Origin of the sequence: Rhizobium phaseoli, from assembly GCF_010668805.1 — a bacterium.
Classification (GTDB): domain Bacteria; phylum Pseudomonadota; class Alphaproteobacteria; order Rhizobiales; family Rhizobiaceae; genus Rhizobium; species Rhizobium phaseoli_A.
On record NZ_WUFT01000031.1, the window covers coordinates 30,081 to 45,479 of the forward strand.

The 15,399-nt window shown below is 61.2% G+C and carries 12 protein-coding genes and 1 pseudogene; 3 read left to right on the forward strand and 10 right to left on the reverse strand.

The window, feature by feature from the left end:
- The first annotated feature begins 136 nt into the window (after positions 1 to 136).
- Positions 137 to 2,599 carry a beta-glucosidase gene (locus tag GR197_RS29585; RefSeq protein ID WP_164016087.1) on the forward strand — a complete coding sequence of 821 codons (2,463 nt, stop codon included), beginning with the start codon at positions 137 to 139 and terminating at the stop codon, positions 2,597 to 2,599.
- Positions 2,600 to 2,698: 99 nt separating this feature from the next.
- On the opposite strand, the gene GR197_RS29590 is transcribed toward GR197_RS29585, so the two are convergent.
- The 10 genes from GR197_RS29590 to GR197_RS29635 form a co-directional block, all read right to left on the reverse strand.
- Entirely contained in the window at positions 2,699 to 3,235 is a 537-nt protein-coding gene (locus GR197_RS29590; protein ID WP_164016089.1) for an OmpA family protein, read from the reverse strand.
- A 14-nt stretch (positions 3,236 to 3,249) separates the two neighbouring features.
- Positions 3,250 to 3,924, reverse strand: coding sequence for a L,D-transpeptidase (locus GR197_RS29595; RefSeq protein ID WP_164016090.1), 675 nt, complete (start codon positions 3,922 to 3,924; stop codon positions 3,250 to 3,252).
- A 259-nt stretch (positions 3,925 to 4,183) separates the two neighbouring features.
- On the reverse strand, positions 4,184 to 5,119 hold the full coding sequence (locus tag GR197_RS29600; RefSeq protein WP_164016093.1) for a dihydrodipicolinate synthase family protein: 936 nt from the start codon (positions 5,117 to 5,119) through the stop codon (positions 4,184 to 4,186).
- A 24-nt stretch (positions 5,120 to 5,143) separates the two neighbouring features.
- Positions 5,144 to 6,097: an ABC transporter ATP-binding protein gene (locus GR197_RS29605; protein WP_164016095.1), complete on the reverse strand. Its 954-nt coding sequence runs from the start codon at positions 6,095 to 6,097 to the stop codon at positions 5,144 to 5,146.
- A complete protein-coding gene (locus tag GR197_RS29610) occupies positions 6,098 to 7,114 on the reverse strand; it encodes an ABC transporter ATP-binding protein (RefSeq protein ID WP_164016097.1) in 1,017 nt (338 codons plus the stop codon).
- An 8-nt stretch (positions 7,115 to 7,122) separates the two neighbouring features.
- Positions 7,123 to 8,040, reverse strand: coding sequence for a dihydrodipicolinate synthase family protein (locus tag GR197_RS29615; RefSeq protein WP_164016099.1), 918 nt, complete (start codon positions 8,038 to 8,040; stop codon positions 7,123 to 7,125).
- Positions 8,041 to 8,055: 15 nt separating this feature from the next.
- Positions 8,056 to 8,934: an ABC transporter permease gene (locus GR197_RS29620; RefSeq protein WP_164016101.1), complete on the reverse strand. Its 879-nt coding sequence runs from the start codon at positions 8,932 to 8,934 to the stop codon at positions 8,056 to 8,058.
- Between the two features lie 2 nt (positions 8,935 to 8,936).
- On the reverse strand, positions 8,937 to 9,896 hold the full coding sequence (locus GR197_RS29625; protein WP_164016103.1) for an ABC transporter permease: 960 nt from the start codon (positions 9,894 to 9,896) through the stop codon (positions 8,937 to 8,939).
- Positions 9,897 to 9,965: 69 nt separating this feature from the next.
- Complete coding sequence (locus GR197_RS29630) at positions 9,966 to 11,564, reverse strand: ABC transporter substrate-binding protein (RefSeq protein WP_164016105.1); 1,599 nt, start codon at positions 11,562 to 11,564, stop codon at positions 9,966 to 9,968.
- Entirely contained in the window at positions 11,548 to 12,291 is a 744-nt protein-coding gene (locus GR197_RS29635) for a FadR/GntR family transcriptional regulator (protein WP_164016107.1), read from the reverse strand. The genes GR197_RS29630 and GR197_RS29635 overlap by 17 nt, the downstream gene beginning before the upstream one ends.
- Before the next feature lie 350 nt (positions 12,292 to 12,641).
- Between GR197_RS29635 and GR197_RS29640 the strand changes: the two genes are divergently transcribed.
- Both GR197_RS29640 and GR197_RS32570 read left to right on the forward strand, forming a co-directional pair.
- On the forward strand, positions 12,642 to 14,822 hold the full coding sequence (locus GR197_RS29640) for a TonB-dependent siderophore receptor (protein ID WP_164016109.1): 2,181 nt from the start codon (positions 12,642 to 12,644) through the stop codon (positions 14,820 to 14,822).
- Between the two features lie 138 nt (positions 14,823 to 14,960).
- A pseudogene (locus GR197_RS32570) lies at positions 14,961 to 15,121 on the forward strand (siderophore-iron reductase FhuF); the annotation flags it as partial.
- Positions 15,122 to 15,399: the final 278 nt, after the last annotated feature.

Consider the following 15,399-nt stretch of genomic DNA (forward strand, 5'->3'; position numbering starts at 1 on the left):
TGCCTCTTGGAGCGGGAATCGGCCGGCCTTCGGCCGATTTCTTCCATGCTCCCCATTCATACATCAGGCTTGCAGGATTGACATCTTAAAAATACCGAGTAATCGGTAGGTTTAAGGATTTCCTTGGGAGGTTTGCATGATCGATTCCATTCTCGACCAAATCACACTCGAGGAGCAGGTCTCCTTGCTATCCGGCGCCGATTTCTGGACGACCGTTCCGGTCGAGCGTCTCGGCGTGCCGAAGATCAAGGTGACGGATGGGCCGAACGGCGCCCGCGGCGCCGGCTCGTTGGTCGCCGGTGTCAAGGCGACCTGCTTCCCCGTCGGCATCGCGCTCGGCGCCACCTGGAATCCCGATCTCGTCCGGCAGATGGGTGTGGCGCTGGCGCGCCAGGCAAAGAGCAAGGGTGCTGCGGTGCTGCTGGCGCCGACGGTGAATATCCATCGCTCCGGCCTCAACGGCCGCAATTTCGAATGTTATTCCGAAGATCCGATGCTGACCGCCGAACTCGCCGTCGCCTATATCGACGGCGTCCAGGGTGAGGGCATCGCGGCGACGATCAAGCATTTCGCCGGCAATGAATCCGAGATCGAGCGGCAAACCATGTCTTCCGATATCGACGAGCGGACGCTGCGCGAAATCTATCTGCCGCCCTTCGAACAGGCCGTCCGCCGCGCCGGCGTGATGGCGGTCATGTCTTCCTATAACCGCCTCAACGGCACCTATACGAGCGAGCATCACTGGCTGCTGACCAAGGTGCTGCGTGAGGAATGGGGATTTGACGGTATCGTCATGTCCGACTGGTTCGGATCGCATTCGACCGAAGAGACGATCAACGCCGGTCTCGATCTTGAAATGCCGGGTCCGGCGCGCGATCGCGGCGAGAAGCTGGTTGCGGCCGTGCGCGAGGGCAAGGTTGAGGCCGCCACTGTGCGGGCGGCAGCGCGGCGCATGCTGCTCCTGCTCGAGCGGGTCGGCGCCTTCAAGAGCAAGCCCGATCTCACCGAGCGGGCGATCGACCTGCCTGAGGATCGGGCGCTGATCCGGCGCCTCGGCGCGGAAGGCGCAGTCCTCCTGAAGAATGATGGCATCCTGCCGCTTGCCAAGACCTCGCTCGACCGCATCGCCGTCATCGGACCCAATGCAGCAAGCGCGCGCGTCATGGGCGGCGGCAGTGCGCAGATCGCGGCGCATTATACCGTCAGTCCGCTCGAAGGCATTCGGGCCGCGCTTTCCAATGCCAACAGCATCAGCCATGCGGTCGGCTGCCGTCACAACCGTCTGATCGACGTGTTCAAGGGAAAGATCACCGTCGAATATTTCAAGGGGCGCGGCTGCAAGGGCAATCCGCTGCATTTGGAGATCGTCGACAAGGGCGAGTTCTTCTGGTTCGAACTGCCGTCGGGCGATCTCGACCCCGCCGATTTCTCGGCCCGGATGAAGATGCAATTCGTGCCGGAGGAGAGCGGTGATCATGTCTTCGGCATGACCAATGCCGGCCTGGCGCGGCTCTTCGTCGATGGTGCGCTGACGGTGGACGGCCATGATGGCTGGACGCGCGGCGAGAACTATTTCGGCACCGCCAATGACGAACAGCACGCCACCGTGGCGCTCGAAGCCGGCCGCGCCTATGAGATCACCGTCGAGTATGAGCCGTCAATGGCGAGCGGGGAGGGCATCAACCTGATCGCCATTCGTTTCGGTGTGGAAAAGCCGCTCGGCGAGGCCGATATCGGGGCAGCCGTCCAGACGGCTCGCAATGCCGATCTGGCGCTTCTCTTCGTCGGCCGCGACGGCGAATGGGATACCGAGGGTCTGGATCTGCCCGACATGCGGCTTCCCGGCCGGCAGGCGGAGCTGATCGAGCGGGTGGCGGCTGTCAACGCCAACACCGTTGTCGTGCTGCAGACCGGCGGCCCGGTAGAAATGCCCTGGCTCGGCAAGGTTCGCGCCGTGCTGCAGATCTGGTATCCTGGGCAGGAACTGGGCAATGCCGTCGCCGATGTGCTGTTCGGCGACGCCGAGCCCGGCGGCCGCCTGCCGCAGAGCTTCCCGAAGGCGTTGGCCGACAATTCCGCCATCACAAGCGATCCCGCCGTCTATCCCGGCAAAGACGGGCATGTACGCTATGCCGAAGGCGTCTTCGTCGGCTACCGTCACCACGACACACGCGCCGTCGAGCCGCTCTTTCCGTTCGGTTTCGGCCTTGGTTATACGCGCTTCAACTGGGGTGCGCCGCGGCTGTCAGCCGGTGAAATGGGTGCCGAAGGCGTGACTGTCAGTGTCGATCTGACCAATATCGGCGATCGGGCGGGATCCGAACTGGTGCAGCTTTATGTTCGTTCGCCGAAGACCAAAGTGGAGCGGCCGGACAAGGAGTTGCGCGCTTTCGCAAAGCTATCGCTGCAGCCCGGTGAGACCGGTACGGCCACAATGAAGATCCTGCCGCGCGATCTCGCTTATTTCGACGTCGAGGCCGGCGCCTTCCGGGCCGAACCGGGCGACTATCAGCTGGTCGTGGCGGCGAATGCCGCAGATATCAGGTTCGTCATCGATCTGCCGTCCCCATCCAGCTACGTGCTGCCGCCTTCGTACTAGCGGCCGGCTGGCGAGAGCCCGTATGTTCAAGCCGTGTGCACTGAGCGTCGGCCTTGCAAGGTGCAGTCGATAACGGTCGGTTGAATTGTTCGACCACTCTCAGACTGCGTCGGGCTGAGTGCGGAGATTGGTAACGACGCGCCTGTTCTGCACCTTGCAGGAGCGATCCGTGCAGTCGCGAACTTCGCGATCGTTGCCGTAGCCCCTGGCCCACATACGCTTGGCATCCACGCCCTTCGAGGTGAGGTAGGCCATCGCCGCATCGGCGCGCTTCTGCGACAGAGTTTCCATTTTGGATGCAGAACCGGAATCGTCGGCAAATCCCTGCAGTTTGAGCAGCCAGGTCGGGTTTCTGTTGAGCCAGGCTGCCTGGTTATCCAACGTTGCCATGGCGACGGAATCGAGCGCGGCGGAGTCCTGCTTGAAGTAAATCCGCCGGCCGACATTGAGGATAAAATCCTCTTCGCTGCCGGCCGCCACTCTTTCGAAACCGGGCGCGGGATCGTTGGTTTGGCCGGTCATCGGCGCTGCAGTGGGCTCTTCCAGGGAAGCGATCTCCGTGGTGGAGCAGGCCGCAAGCGCCAGCAGCATGGCCGAGGCGAGAAGGCGCCCCGTGTATCCGGTCGTGATAGACATCAGGGTGATATTCCTTATTCGACCGGGGTTGTTTGGCTGACCTGAGTGGCTCTTTCAGCCTGGTCGGCGATATGCGGCAGAACCTGTACGGCCGTGCCGATGGGGCAGCGTTGGTAAAGGTCGATGGCATCTTCGTTGAACATGCGGATACAGCCGCTGGAGGCATCCTTGCCGATGCTCCAGGGTTCAAGCGTGCCATGGAAGCGGTAGCCGGTATCGACGCCGTCGCGATGGAGGTACATGGCGCGGGGGCCGAGTGGGTTCTTCGGTGAGCCTCCCGCCACGAATTCCGGCAGTTCGGGATGGCGCTTGCGCATCTCCGGCGGCGGCGTCCAGCGCGGCCAAAGCGATTTGGCGTCGATCGTGGCGCGGCCAAACCACTTGAAGCCCTCGCGGCCGACGCCGACGCCGTAGCGAATGGCGGTCTTGTTCTCCATGATCACGTAGAGGAAATGGTGCCTGGTATCGACGACAACGGTGCCGATCGGCTCGCTGCTGAAGTATTTGACGACCTGGCGGTGCCACTGTTTGTCGATCTTGGCGAAGTTGGTCCCTCGGAACGTCACGCCATTATCGACGATCGTGCCATCAAAATAGGCAGCCGCCGCGGCGAACGCCGGTCTCCCGACTGCGCCGGCGCCAAGTAACGCCAAACCACCAAGCAAAATATCCCTGCGGGTCCCCACCATCGGCAATATCCCCCTTAAAGCCAAAGCAGCGAAAATCAGTAAAACAGATTTTTCATTTGCGACAACAGAAAATTCTTGTCTTCCCTTAAGGTCGGGGTCGAGTTGCCGGTCCTATGGGTCTGTATTGTTCGGGGCATTACTCCAAGAGGGCGAGGATGCGCGCGGCAACCAAGGGTCATTTTGCGGGAATGAACCGTAGGGCGGGCACAGATCTGTGGATTCGCCGGTATGCCCAGCACTCCGCTCAACCCGAGAAAATTCAGGGGAAAAGATCGGGGAGTTCGGACCGTGCGATGCGTCGCAACCTGACCGCTTCTGCCGCGTCTATCGAACGATAAGGAGAGCGTAAACGCGTTCCCACGGGTCCCCAATTGCCTATGACACTCAAGAGTTTGTCGAGAGCGGCGTTCGAATAGCCGAGTTGCTGACGAAAAGGGACGATATGGGTTTCCATAAACGCGCAGATACGTCCTTCCAGCTCGAGTGCGCCGTCGAGATCGCTTCGCGTCGAGAGCGTCCAGAGCTGAGCACCGCGCGGACTAAGGCAGGCCACATTGGAAAAGGAGCCCGCGGCGACGCCTTCCTTAATGCCGGTTGCGAGATGATGGCCGGGGACGAAGAGCGAAAGCCCCGACAGATGCCGGCGTGTTTCGGCATACCAGGAAGCGTCGCCATCGGCGAGCTTGATGCCGATCACCGCAGGCGCTGCCGCGCAGGCCATGCCCAGTTCCTTGGGCGCCAGCACCCGTTTGGCATGCGGTGGGTTATAGAGGATGAGCGGAATTCCCTCGGCGGCCTCGGCCGCCCGTTTCAGGAAGTCGACCGCTTCGGCATCGGTGAGCGGCCACCAGTCCGGCAATATGACCTGAATGGCGCGGGGATTGAGCGCGGCGGCGCGGCGGGCGCGATTGAGCATGATCAGCGGGTCGGGCTGGCAGGCGCCGATCACGAAGGGCATGGAGGAAGCCTTGCAGCGTTCGGCCAGCATCTCCTGGATCCTGTCGAATTCCTCCTCGGTCTGATTGTGGAATTCGCCGGCGGTGCCGTTCGAATAGATGCCGTCGACGCCGGCATCGATGAGGATGTCGATCTCTTCTCCGAGCTTATCGAATTCAATACTGTCATCGGCTGCGATCGGCAGAAGCAGGCTCGCCCAGTTTCCGCCGATGGCCGGATGCGGCGTCTTGACGTTCATCTGTTTTCTCCGGTGGATGGCGGATCAGTCGAGGTCGTCGCGAATGCAAGCCTTGAAATGGCTGGGCGCAATCTCCCGCAATTGCGGAACAGCGCGGGCGCAGGCTTCGAGCGCACTCGGACAGCGCGTGCGAAAAACGCATCCGCTCGGCGGATTGGCCGGGCTTGGAATATCGCCTTTCAGGATCTGCCTGTCACGGTGGGCATCCGGATCGGGCGACGGAATGGCCGAGAGAAGGGCGCGCGTATAGGGATGCTGCGGTCGCGCGTAGAGATCGGCACTCGCAGCGATCTCCATGATGCGGCCGAGATAAAGCACGATCACCCGGTCGCAGATATATTCGACGACGGCGAGGTCATGCGAAATGAAAAGCATGGTAAGGCCAAGCCGCTGCTGCAACTCGCGCAGCAGGTTGATCACCTGCGCCTGGATCGACACGTCGAGTGCTGAGACGGGCTCGTCGGCAACGATGAATTCCGGCGACAACGTCAATGCCCGGGCGATGCCGATGCGCTGGCGCTGACCGCCGGAAAATTCGTGCGCGTAGCGATTGATCGCCTCAGTGGGCAAATCGACCTGGGCCAACGCGGTTTTCGCTCGTTCAAGCCTGTCGCGCGCCGATCCGATCCCCTGGATCTTCAGGCCCTCCGTCAGGATTTCACCGATCGTCATGCGCGGCGACAGACTGGCGAAAGGATCCTGGAAAATATACTGCATGCGTGGCCGTTGCCGTCGGAGCGCCGAGGCGGAAAGTCCGGTGAGTTCCTGTCCGTCGAAACGGACACTGCCTGTGGAGGGTTCGACGAGCCGGAGGACGGAACGCCCGATCGTGGTCTTTCCGCTGCCAGATTCGCCGACCAGCCCGACGACTTCCCCCTTGCCGATGTCGAAGGAGATACCCTCAAGAATGTTCAGCCGCGTGCCGCGGGACGTATAATGTTTCGAAAGGTCGCGGACGGAGAGCAGTGGTGCGTTCATCTAGATCTCCTGCCATCTGATGCAGCGGCTGGCGTGCTGCGGATTGACCTGTTCGAGCGCGGGGATCGCGGTGTGACAGGCATCGATCGCGAATTTGCAGCGCGGGGAAAAGGCGCAGCCACTTGGCATGTTCATCAGGCTCGGGACCATGCCGGGAATGGCAGAGAGTTTTTCACCCGCTTGTTTCATCCGCGATGCGTCGCCGAGGCGCGGCATGGAGGCAAGAAGACCCATCGTGTAGGGATGCTTCGGATTGCGAAAAACCTCGCCGACCGGCCCTTCTTCGACAATCCTTCCGGCATACATCACCGCGACGCGATGGGCGATTTCGGCGACCACGCCGAGATTGTGGGTGACGAACAGCATGGCCATGCCGCGTTCGCGCTGCAGCTTGAGCAGCAGATCGAGGATCTGCGCCTGGATCGTCACGTCGAGCGCCGTGGTCGGCTCATCGGCGATCAGCAGCGCTGGATCGCAGGCGAGCGCCATGGCGATCGTGGCGCGCTGCCGCATGCCGCCCGACAGTTCGTGCGGGTATTGGCCGGCGCGGCGCCGGGCGTCCGGTATGCCGACGCTTTCAAGCAGCGTGACGGCTGCGTCCATCGCCACCTTCCGGTTTGCACCGCGATGGATGCGGATCGGCTCGGCGATCTGGTCGCCGATCGTGAAAACGGGATTGAGGCTCGACATCGGCTCCTGGAACACCATGCCGATGTCGTCGCCCCGGATCCTGCGCATGCTCTCTTCATCAAGGGAAACAAGATCCCGGACCGCGCCGCTTCTCGTCGTCAGGCGGATGCTGCCGGCAGCGATCACACCGATGTTGCGGGTGAGCAGCCGCATGACCGACAGGCTGGTGACCGACTTGCCGGAGCCGGATTCGCCGACGAGCGCCAGCGTCTCGCCGGCGGCAACCGTCAGGTCGATATCGTCGACCGCCGTGATCTCGCCGCCGCGGATGCGGAAGATCGTTCGCAATCCCCTGATGTCGAGTATCGGTTCGGCCGCCTGTTCCATCGGCTCGCTCAGTTCAGCAGGCCGGTTGCGCGCAGGATCTCGTCGATCCGTGCCGTTTCCGCATCATTCAGCGAGGCGCGCGGCCGCGGCATGACGGCAGTGTCGATAATGCCGAGACGCTGCATGGCTGTCTTGAACGCGCCGATGCCTGATGCGCCGCCGCTGACCCGGCTCTGGGCGACCCAAACGATTTCGAAGAGGCGGCAGAGGCGCTCCTGCTCTTTCTTCGCTGCGGCCCAGTCACCGCGCTGGGCGGCATCCCAGAGCCTGACATAACCGTGCGGATCGACATTGGCGATGCCGGGAACAACGCCGTGAGCGCCCATCAGCAGGGCATTGTCGACGACGATCTCGGAGCCGGTCATCAGGAAGACGTCCTTGTGTTCGGCAAGGTCGAGAAGCGCATAACGGAAGTTGCCGTCGTCGCCGCTGGAATCCTTGAGGCCGATAATGCTGCCTTCCTTGGCAAGCGTGACCACGGTCTGGCGCTGCAGCTTGACGTGAACGCAGACAGGGATGTCGTAGGCGACCAGCGGTACGTCCACTGCGTCTCTGACATAACGGAAATGATCGAGGATCTCGGACTGGCTGGTGACGGTGTAAAAGGGTGCCGTGACCACCACGGCGTCGGCGCCGGCGGCCTTTGCGACCTTCGAATGGGCGATGACCCGATCCGTGGTCGGATCGATGACGCCGACGATCAACGGCACACGGCCGTTCACCACCTTGGCGGAATGCTCGATGATTTCGCGGCGGGTTTTTTCGTCATGGAAGATCACTTCGCTCGTCGAGCCGAGCACGAATACGCCGTGGCAGCCGGCATCGATCAGATGATCGAGCACGCGGGTATAGGAGGGGTAGTCGACGGTGAGATCCGGATTGAGCGGTGTTACGACGGGGGGGACGACACCCTTGAATTTGGTCATTTTCGCTTCTTTCGATCAGTTCAGTTCGGCACGCGGGTCGAAGGCATCCCTGAGGCCATCGCCGATGAAATTGATAGCAAGCACGGCAAGGATCAGCGCGCCGCCGGGGAAGAGCCATTGCCACGGATATTGTTCGAGCACGGCGGTTGAGCGGGCCGCGTTTAGCATGTTGCCCCAGCTTGCCGCCGGCGGCGCGATGCCGAGACCGAGGAAAGACAGACCCGCCTCGAGCAGGATGGCATTGGCGATCTGCAGCGTCGCGTAGACCACGAGAATATCGATCGAGTTCGGCAGGCCATGGCGGAAGAGCAGATGCCCGATGCCGGCGCCCATGCCGCGGGCAGCCATGACGAAGTCGCGCTCACGCAATTCCAGCAGCCGGGAGCGGATCATGCGGGCAAGCAGCGGCCAGGAGAGCAGCGAGATGACCAGCACGGTCGGCCAGATGCCGGTGCCAGCGATCGAGGCGAGCACAAGCAGGAAGATGACGGGCGGCAGGGTCATCACCAGATCGACGAAGCGCATCGAGACCGCGTCCGTCCAACGTCCCGCAAGTGCCGAGATCGCCCCGAGGAGAAAGCCGATGACCGCCGAAAGCGCAGTCGATGCGACGGCGACTAGCAGCGAAATCCGGCCGCCTTCGAACACGCGCGCGAAGACATCGCGGCCGACGCCGTCGGTTCCGAACCAGTGGGTTGCCGTCGGGCCGCTATTCATCGCCAGAAGATCGATGTCGTTCGGCTGGAAAGCCCACCAAAAAGGATAGGAGAGGATCAGCAGCAACATCGGAACGGCGATGCAGACGCCGGCAACGGCTGCGCGGTTGAGCAGGAAACGGCTGAAGGCGCGGGCCAGCGGCCCCGGGCTGCGGGTTTGGGGTGAGCGTGCCAGCATGGTCAGCCCACCTTGATGCGCGGGTCGACGACCGCATAGGTGATGTCGGTCAGAAGATTGACGACGATAACGCAGGTGCCGATGACGAGCGTCGCGCCCATGATGACGGGGTAGTCGCGGGTCTGCACGGCATCGACGAGCAAGAGACCCATGCCCGGCCAGTTGAAGACGCTCTCGATGAAGATGGCGCCGCCGATGGCAAGCCCGATGGTGGAGCCGATCAGGGTGACGATCGGAAGAAGCGCATTGCGCAACGCATGTTTGCTGATGACCCAGAACTCGATGACGCCCTTGGCACGGGCCGTGCGGACGTAATCCTGGTTCAGCACTTCAAGCAGCGAAGCGCGCATGTAGCGCATGATCAATGCGGCTTGAGCGACCGATAGAAGGGCGGACGGCAGGATCAGATGATGAAGGAGATCGCCCAGCGAGAATTCTTCGCCGGGGGTCAGCATGCCGCCCGATGGCATCCAGTGCAGGCGAACGGAGAAGATATAGAGGCCGATCAGCGCGCTGAGGAATGCCGGGCTCGAAATGCCGGCAAGGGCAACCACCGACAAGGAGAGGTCGGCAAGCGAATTGCGGCGAACGGCGCCGATCACCCCGCAGGCGATGCCGATGACGATGGCGAAGGCAAGTGCCGTGCCCATCAACAGCACCGTCGGCCCAATCCGCGACAGCACCAGGCTGAGAACCGGCTGGTCGAGACGCTTGATCGAATAGCCAAGATTGCCCGTCAACGCCTGCTGCAGCCAGCCCATATACTGGACGGGCAGCGGCTGATCGAGCCCGAGGTTTCTGCGCAGATCGGCAAGATCTGCCGGCGACATCGGCAGGTTCGGATCGATATAGGCATCGATCGGATCGCCGGGTGTCAGGCGCAGCAGCAGGAAGATCAGCATGCTCAGGGCAACGAGCATGCCTACCCCTATGATCAGGCGTCTGAGACTGTATCGGAGCATCGTCAATCCGTTTTGTCAGGCCGTCCTGTCAGGGTGGTCGAGGCCACCCTCAAGGCCTTGCGGAAACGCCTATTCGGCGAGCGACCATTTCTGCGGGGCGGCCTGGTAAGGGCCGCCACCCGGCGCCGGCGTCCAGACGAAATCCTTCGCCTTGGTCGAGACGATGCCGTAACGATTTGCCACCCAAAGCGTCGCCCAGGGCAGGTTCGTGTTCATCACCTTGCAGACATCCTGGTAGGCCGCATCCCGCTTAGCGCTGTCGGGCTCGGCAAGCGCGCTGTCGAGTGCTTTGGTGAGATCTGGCATACGAACTCTGGCGACGTTCGGTCCGGCCGGAGGGATCTGCTTCTCGTTGAGGCCGACATTGATGCTGCCGGCATCCGGCCCGTTCTGCAGTCCGGCGTAGACCATCTGGAACTGGGCAATATCCGGCGTCGCATTGAGCACGATGCTGTTATAGGTCGGCGCATCGACAGCTCGCGGAACGACGTTGATGCCGACCTCCGCAAGCATCGCCTGGACGGCGGCAAGGACGTTGGTGGCCAGCGGCGTGGTGTAATAGGTCAAAAGCGTGATCGGCTTGCCGCCGTTGATCTCATCCCAGCCGGCGTCCTTCAGCAACTTCTTGGCCTTCTCGGGATCGTAGGCATAGGTGTCGATTCCTGGCGGTATCAGCTGTTCGGCGACATAGGCGCAGTTGGCCGGCTTGGCCGCGCCGCCATAGAGGCTTTGGATGATGGCATCGCGATTGATCGCATACATCACCGCCTGGCGGATGCGCAGATCCTTCCAGATCGGGGAATCGTGGTTGAAGCCCAGATAGTTGACGACGAAAGAGTTGCCTTCGATAACCTTGAAGTCCTTGTTGTCCTTGAAGGTCGGCACGTCGTTGGAATCGACATAGGTGAACTGGATCTCGCCGGATCTCAGCGCCGCAATCGCCGCGGCCGGATTGGCGAAATAGCGGTTGATGACGCGTTTCAGTGCCGGTTTGCCACCGCGATAATCGGTGTTTGCGGCAAGCTCGACATATTGATCGGAGACGTATTTGGTGAATTTGAACGGGCCGGTGCCGATCGGCGCGGTGGACCACCACGTGTTCTTTGCCAACTGGTCGGCCGGTATCGAGGCGAGCGCATGCTCGGGCAGCATCATCACCTTGGTCATCGTGTCGAGGAAACTGCTGCTGGGTGCGCTGAGCTTGATGACGACCGTGTGATCGTCCGGCGTCTCGACGGATGATATGCCCTTCAGCCGGGCAGCGAGCACCGAGCCGGTCTTCGCATCCATCGCAAGGCCTATAGTGAATTTCGCATCCTTGGCGGTGAAGGGCTTGCCGTCATGCCATTTGGCGTCCGCCAGCTTGAACGTGTAGGCCAGCTGATCCGGGCTGACTTCGTAGGAATTCGCCAGTGCGCCGACGACCTTCTGCAGCTTCTCGTCATAGGTGATCAGCGGTTCGTAGTAGATGCTGAGCCAGGTGAAACCAGCGGTCGCGGCAAGCGGATTGAAGTTGCCCTGGAAGCCTCCGGGGCCGACATCGAAGCCGCCGGACAGCGTGGCTGCCTGAACCTCAGCTGCGGCGTCCGAAACGACAATAGCCGGAACTGCAGCCGTCGACAGCAGGGCGCCAAGCGCAATAGCGGATAATCTAGACAGTCTTTTCATGTGTTCCTCCCATGTTTGAACTTGTCTTGTTGTTGGCAATCACTCGGGCAATACCCTCGTAGTGACGATCCAGGCGTCTGCGCGCCTCCTCCAGATCCTTTGCCTCGATCGCATCGACGATCGCGGCATGATCGCGCCACGTCGCCATTGGATCGGTATTTTCAAGATTGACGAAATCCGACGCCTTGTAGAAGGCGAGCCAGAAGACATCGATCAGCCGTACGAGCGTTTCATTGTCCTGGCAGCGAAACAGCAGCCGGTGGAACAGCTGGTCGTCTGCCGCAAAGGTTTCACCCCGCTCGGCATGGGTGCGCATTCGACCGACGGTGTCGCGCAGTTCGGCGATATCCTCCTCGCCGATCGCTTCGATCGTCTTGCCGATCAATCCGACCTCCAGCGTGCGCCGGATTTCGAGAACCTCCTCGATCTGGCGCAGGGCGCCGCCGAGGCCGTAAGCAAGGTTGTCGAGGAGCGGCTCGAAGGAAAATGCCTTCACGAAGATGCCGACGCCGCGCCGCGTTTCCAGCACGCCGAGCGATTCCAACGCCTTGATGCCTTCCCTCAGCGAATTGCGGCTGACGCCGAGCTGGGTGGCAAGCTCTCCTTCCGCCGGCAGCAGGGTTCCGGGCGCAAGGCCGTTGTCGTCGATATAGGCGCGCAGACTTTCCTGCACGGAGACATGCAGCAGCGGCGCGCGCGTCAGCGGCTTCATCGATTTCAGTGTCATGCCGGGTCGCTCTTTCGCATCGCCGATAAGGATGCCTGATAGATATATACTTGTAGGATATCTGTCAAATGGTCAGGCTGGTGATGGCTCATCTGCAACATCGTTGCAGCAACATCGCTCGCGAAAAACAGCGCCCCCGGCGAGCGCCCTTCCCACGTCGATATCCCGATTGTCCAGTTAAAACACAAGGCGGGGCGCCGCACTGAGCCTCGGTGATGCGTGCAACCTCTTGGGGAGTAAGCTGGCTGTGGATTTCATCGAATTAAAGATGACTAAAATAATCATCTTATGTTGACAATGCCCCGTTCGCTTCCTAGGTTCCGCCCGCATCCGTGAGGTAGGGACCAAGAATGGCGCGTGTTTTTTTGAATGTTTCTAATGTTGTATCGAGAATTTACAGGAATAGCCTGTTTGCTACCACAGCTTTGGTCGTGATCGGCAGTGCAGCCTCGCCGGCTGCCGCCCAGAGTGCGTCCACAGGTGACACCGCGACGGCGCTGGAACCGATCGTCATTCAAGGTACAGCCTCTGATAGCAAGACCGACCGCACGTCCGTGACTGCCAAGAACAGCTCGGGCGCGACCAAGATCAGCAGGCCGCTCGTCGAGACGCCGCGTTCGATCTCCGTCACCACCGAGAAGGAGATCGAGCAGCGCGGCGCCCAAAGTATCATCGAGGCGGTGCGTTATTCGGCCGGCGTGACGACCGGGCCGAACGGCTTCGACCCGCGCTTCGATCAGATCTTCATTCGCGGCTTCAACGTCACGACGGTCGGCGACTATCGTGACAGCTTGCGCCAGCCCTATATCAACTACGGCATGTTCCGCACCGATCCTTATCAGTTGCAACGCGTCGAGGTGATCAAGGGACCGGTTTCCGTTCTCTACGGCTCGGGTTCGCCGGGTGGTCTCGTTAATAAAATATCGAAGCTTCCGACGGAGGAACCGATCCGCGAAGTCGGCATTACCTACGGCACCAAGGATCGGGTGCAGGGGATGTTCGATTTCGGCGGACCGATCAGCGAAGATAGCGACGATTTCCTCTATCGCATCGTCGGTCTCGCCCGCCGCGGCGACACCAATTTCGACATTGCCGACGACCGCTATTTCCTAGCGCCGTCGTTTACCTGGAAGCCTGATGAGGGCACGTCGTTCACGGTGTACGGTCTGGCGCAGTCCGACGAGACCGACTCCAATGTCGGCGCGATCACCACCGCGGGCGGCAAGATTCTTGACATCAGACAGAGCGATCCCGACTACGACTACCAGAAGGTCAAGCAGCAACAGGTCGGCTATCAGTTCGAGCACGAGTTCGACAACGGCCTGACCTTCCGGCAGAACCTGCGTTATTCTCATCTTGATCTTCGCGCTCGCTATCTCGGCGTTTCCAGCTGGACCGGGACCGTCGCACACCGCAATGCAAGTTCGATCCGCGACGAGCTGAACGTCTTCCAGGTCGACAACCAGCTCGAGGCGAAGTTCGATACAGGCCCGCTCGCTCACACGATGCTGTTCGGGCTCGACTATACCAATCTCCAGTCAAACTGGGGCTACGGCATCGGCGCCGTCAACTCGGCATTTGATTTTGATATCGCCAATCCGACCTATGGCGTCTCGGGCGCCACACCGGCCTATAACTTCATCGTTGCCGATGCCGACATGCGGCAGGTCGGTGTTTACGCCATGGACCAGATCGAGGCCGGCAATTGGCGCTTCAATCTCGGCGGCCGCCAGACCTGGGTGAACCAGACGCGTGATACGACCTATCCGTCTTTTGGGCTGAGCCAATCGGAAGATGTCAACAAGAATGCCTTCTCCTGGCAGACCGGCGCGCTCTACCTCTTCGACAACGGCATTGCGCCATTCGTTTCCTATGCGACTTCGTTCGATCCGGTGACCAACCGGTCGACATCCGGCAAAATCCTTGAGCCGACAGAGGGAGAACAATATGAGCTCGGCGTGAAGTACCAGCCGCCCGGCACCGATATCCTGCTGTCGGCAGTCGCCTATCACATCGTCGAAAAGAACAAGCCGGTGCTGGTCAATCCGTTGACCCTTGCCTATGACTCCCTTGGTGAAGTGACGGGAAGGGGCATCGAGCTTGAAGCCCGTGCGGCAGTGGCCGATGGTCTCGATATCATTGCGGCCTACACCTACAACCACTCCGAGGTGACGGAGGGCGACAACGAGGGTAATACCCCTGCCGTCACGCCCTCACATGTCGCAAGCCTCTGGGCCAACTATACGTTCCAGGAAACCATCCCCTTCAACGGCCTGTCGGTCGGTGCGGGTGTCCGCTACGTCAGCGAAAATTGGACGGATACCGCCAATACCTCGAAGAACCCTTCGGGCTTCTACATCGATGCATCCGCCGCCTATGATTTCGGCGCGATCGATAAGAAATATGAGGGCCTGACGGCGGCCTTCAATATCCGCAACATCGCCGACGAGCGCGACACCGTCTGCAACGAAGGCTTCTGCTATCTCGGTCAGGGCCGCAACATGACCGGGACGCTGAAGTATCGCTGGTAGGGGATGGCTGCAGACGAATAGGCGTCTCGGCGCCCGACTTCGATTGTCGATTATCCTGTCGCCCACCAGGCCGTCCACCTTGACGGCCTGGTGGGCGAGGCCTTTTCTCCTATTGCCAAGGCAAGCTGATCGGTTCCCGTCGAAGGCGGCCTGACGCTGCCTGACGACGCTGCATGGCCGTGCGGCTGGCGCAATCTGATGTTCAGCATGATCCGCACGGCGCGGCAGCAATACGGCCTCGAATTCGCCCGACGGAAGCCTACTGCCTGCGCTATAACCTGCCCGACGGGCGCCATTAAACTTCCCGACCTTGGTCAGCCCTTCATCCGGCTGCCGCCACCTTCTCCCCGTTCTGACAGGGCGAAGGGGATATGCCGCGGCCTCTCCGTCCCTCGCCAACGTCTCGCAAGGCAGGTCTCCTCGCGCCGTTTACGGCAGGGCTGTCCGGGGAAATTCTGGGTGAATCGAAATGTCGCAGGCGCATGCCCCGTAAGACAGAGGTTTTCCGTCTATTTTCTGGTTGTCGAGACTCAGAAAAGGAACGGAGCATGCGCTTTACGCCTAGCATTTTCGGGCA

Coding starts and splice junctions, on each gene's coding strand:
- GR197_RS29590 (WP_164016089.1), bottom strand. CDS start 3,235: ATGTCTATCACGACCGGATACACGGGGCGCCTTCTCGCCTCGGCCATG.
- GR197_RS29640 (WP_164016109.1), top strand. CDS start 12,642: ATGGCGCGTGTTTTTTTGAATGTTTCTAATGTTGTATCGAGAATTTAC.
- GR197_RS29605 (WP_164016095.1), bottom strand. CDS start 6,097: ATGAACGCACCACTGCTCTCCGTCCGCGACCTTTCGAAACATTATACG.
- GR197_RS29620 (WP_164016101.1), bottom strand. CDS start 8,934: ATGCTGGCACGCTCACCCCAAACCCGCAGCCCGGGGCCGCTGGCCCGC.
- GR197_RS29625 (WP_164016103.1), bottom strand. CDS start 9,896: ATGCTCCGATACAGTCTCAGACGCCTGATCATAGGGGTAGGCATGCTC.
- GR197_RS29630 (WP_164016105.1), bottom strand. CDS start 11,564: ATGAAAAGACTGTCTAGATTATCCGCTATTGCGCTTGGCGCCCTGCTG.
- GR197_RS29595 (WP_164016090.1), bottom strand. CDS start 3,924: ATGGTGGGGACCCGCAGGGATATTTTGCTTGGTGGTTTGGCGTTACTT.
- GR197_RS29600 (WP_164016093.1), bottom strand. CDS start 5,119: ATGAACGTCAAGACGCCGCATCCGGCCATCGGCGGAAACTGGGCGAGC.
- GR197_RS29610 (WP_164016097.1), bottom strand. CDS start 7,114: ATGGAACAGGCGGCCGAACCGATACTCGACATCAGGGGATTGCGAACG.
- GR197_RS29635 (WP_164016107.1), bottom strand. CDS start 12,291: ATGACACTGAAATCGATGAAGCCGCTGACGCGCGCGCCGCTGCTGCAT.
- GR197_RS29615 (WP_164016099.1), bottom strand. CDS start 8,040: ATGACCAAATTCAAGGGTGTCGTCCCCCCCGTCGTAACACCGCTCAAT.
- GR197_RS29585 (WP_164016087.1), top strand. CDS start 137: ATGATCGATTCCATTCTCGACCAAATCACACTCGAGGAGCAGGTCTCC.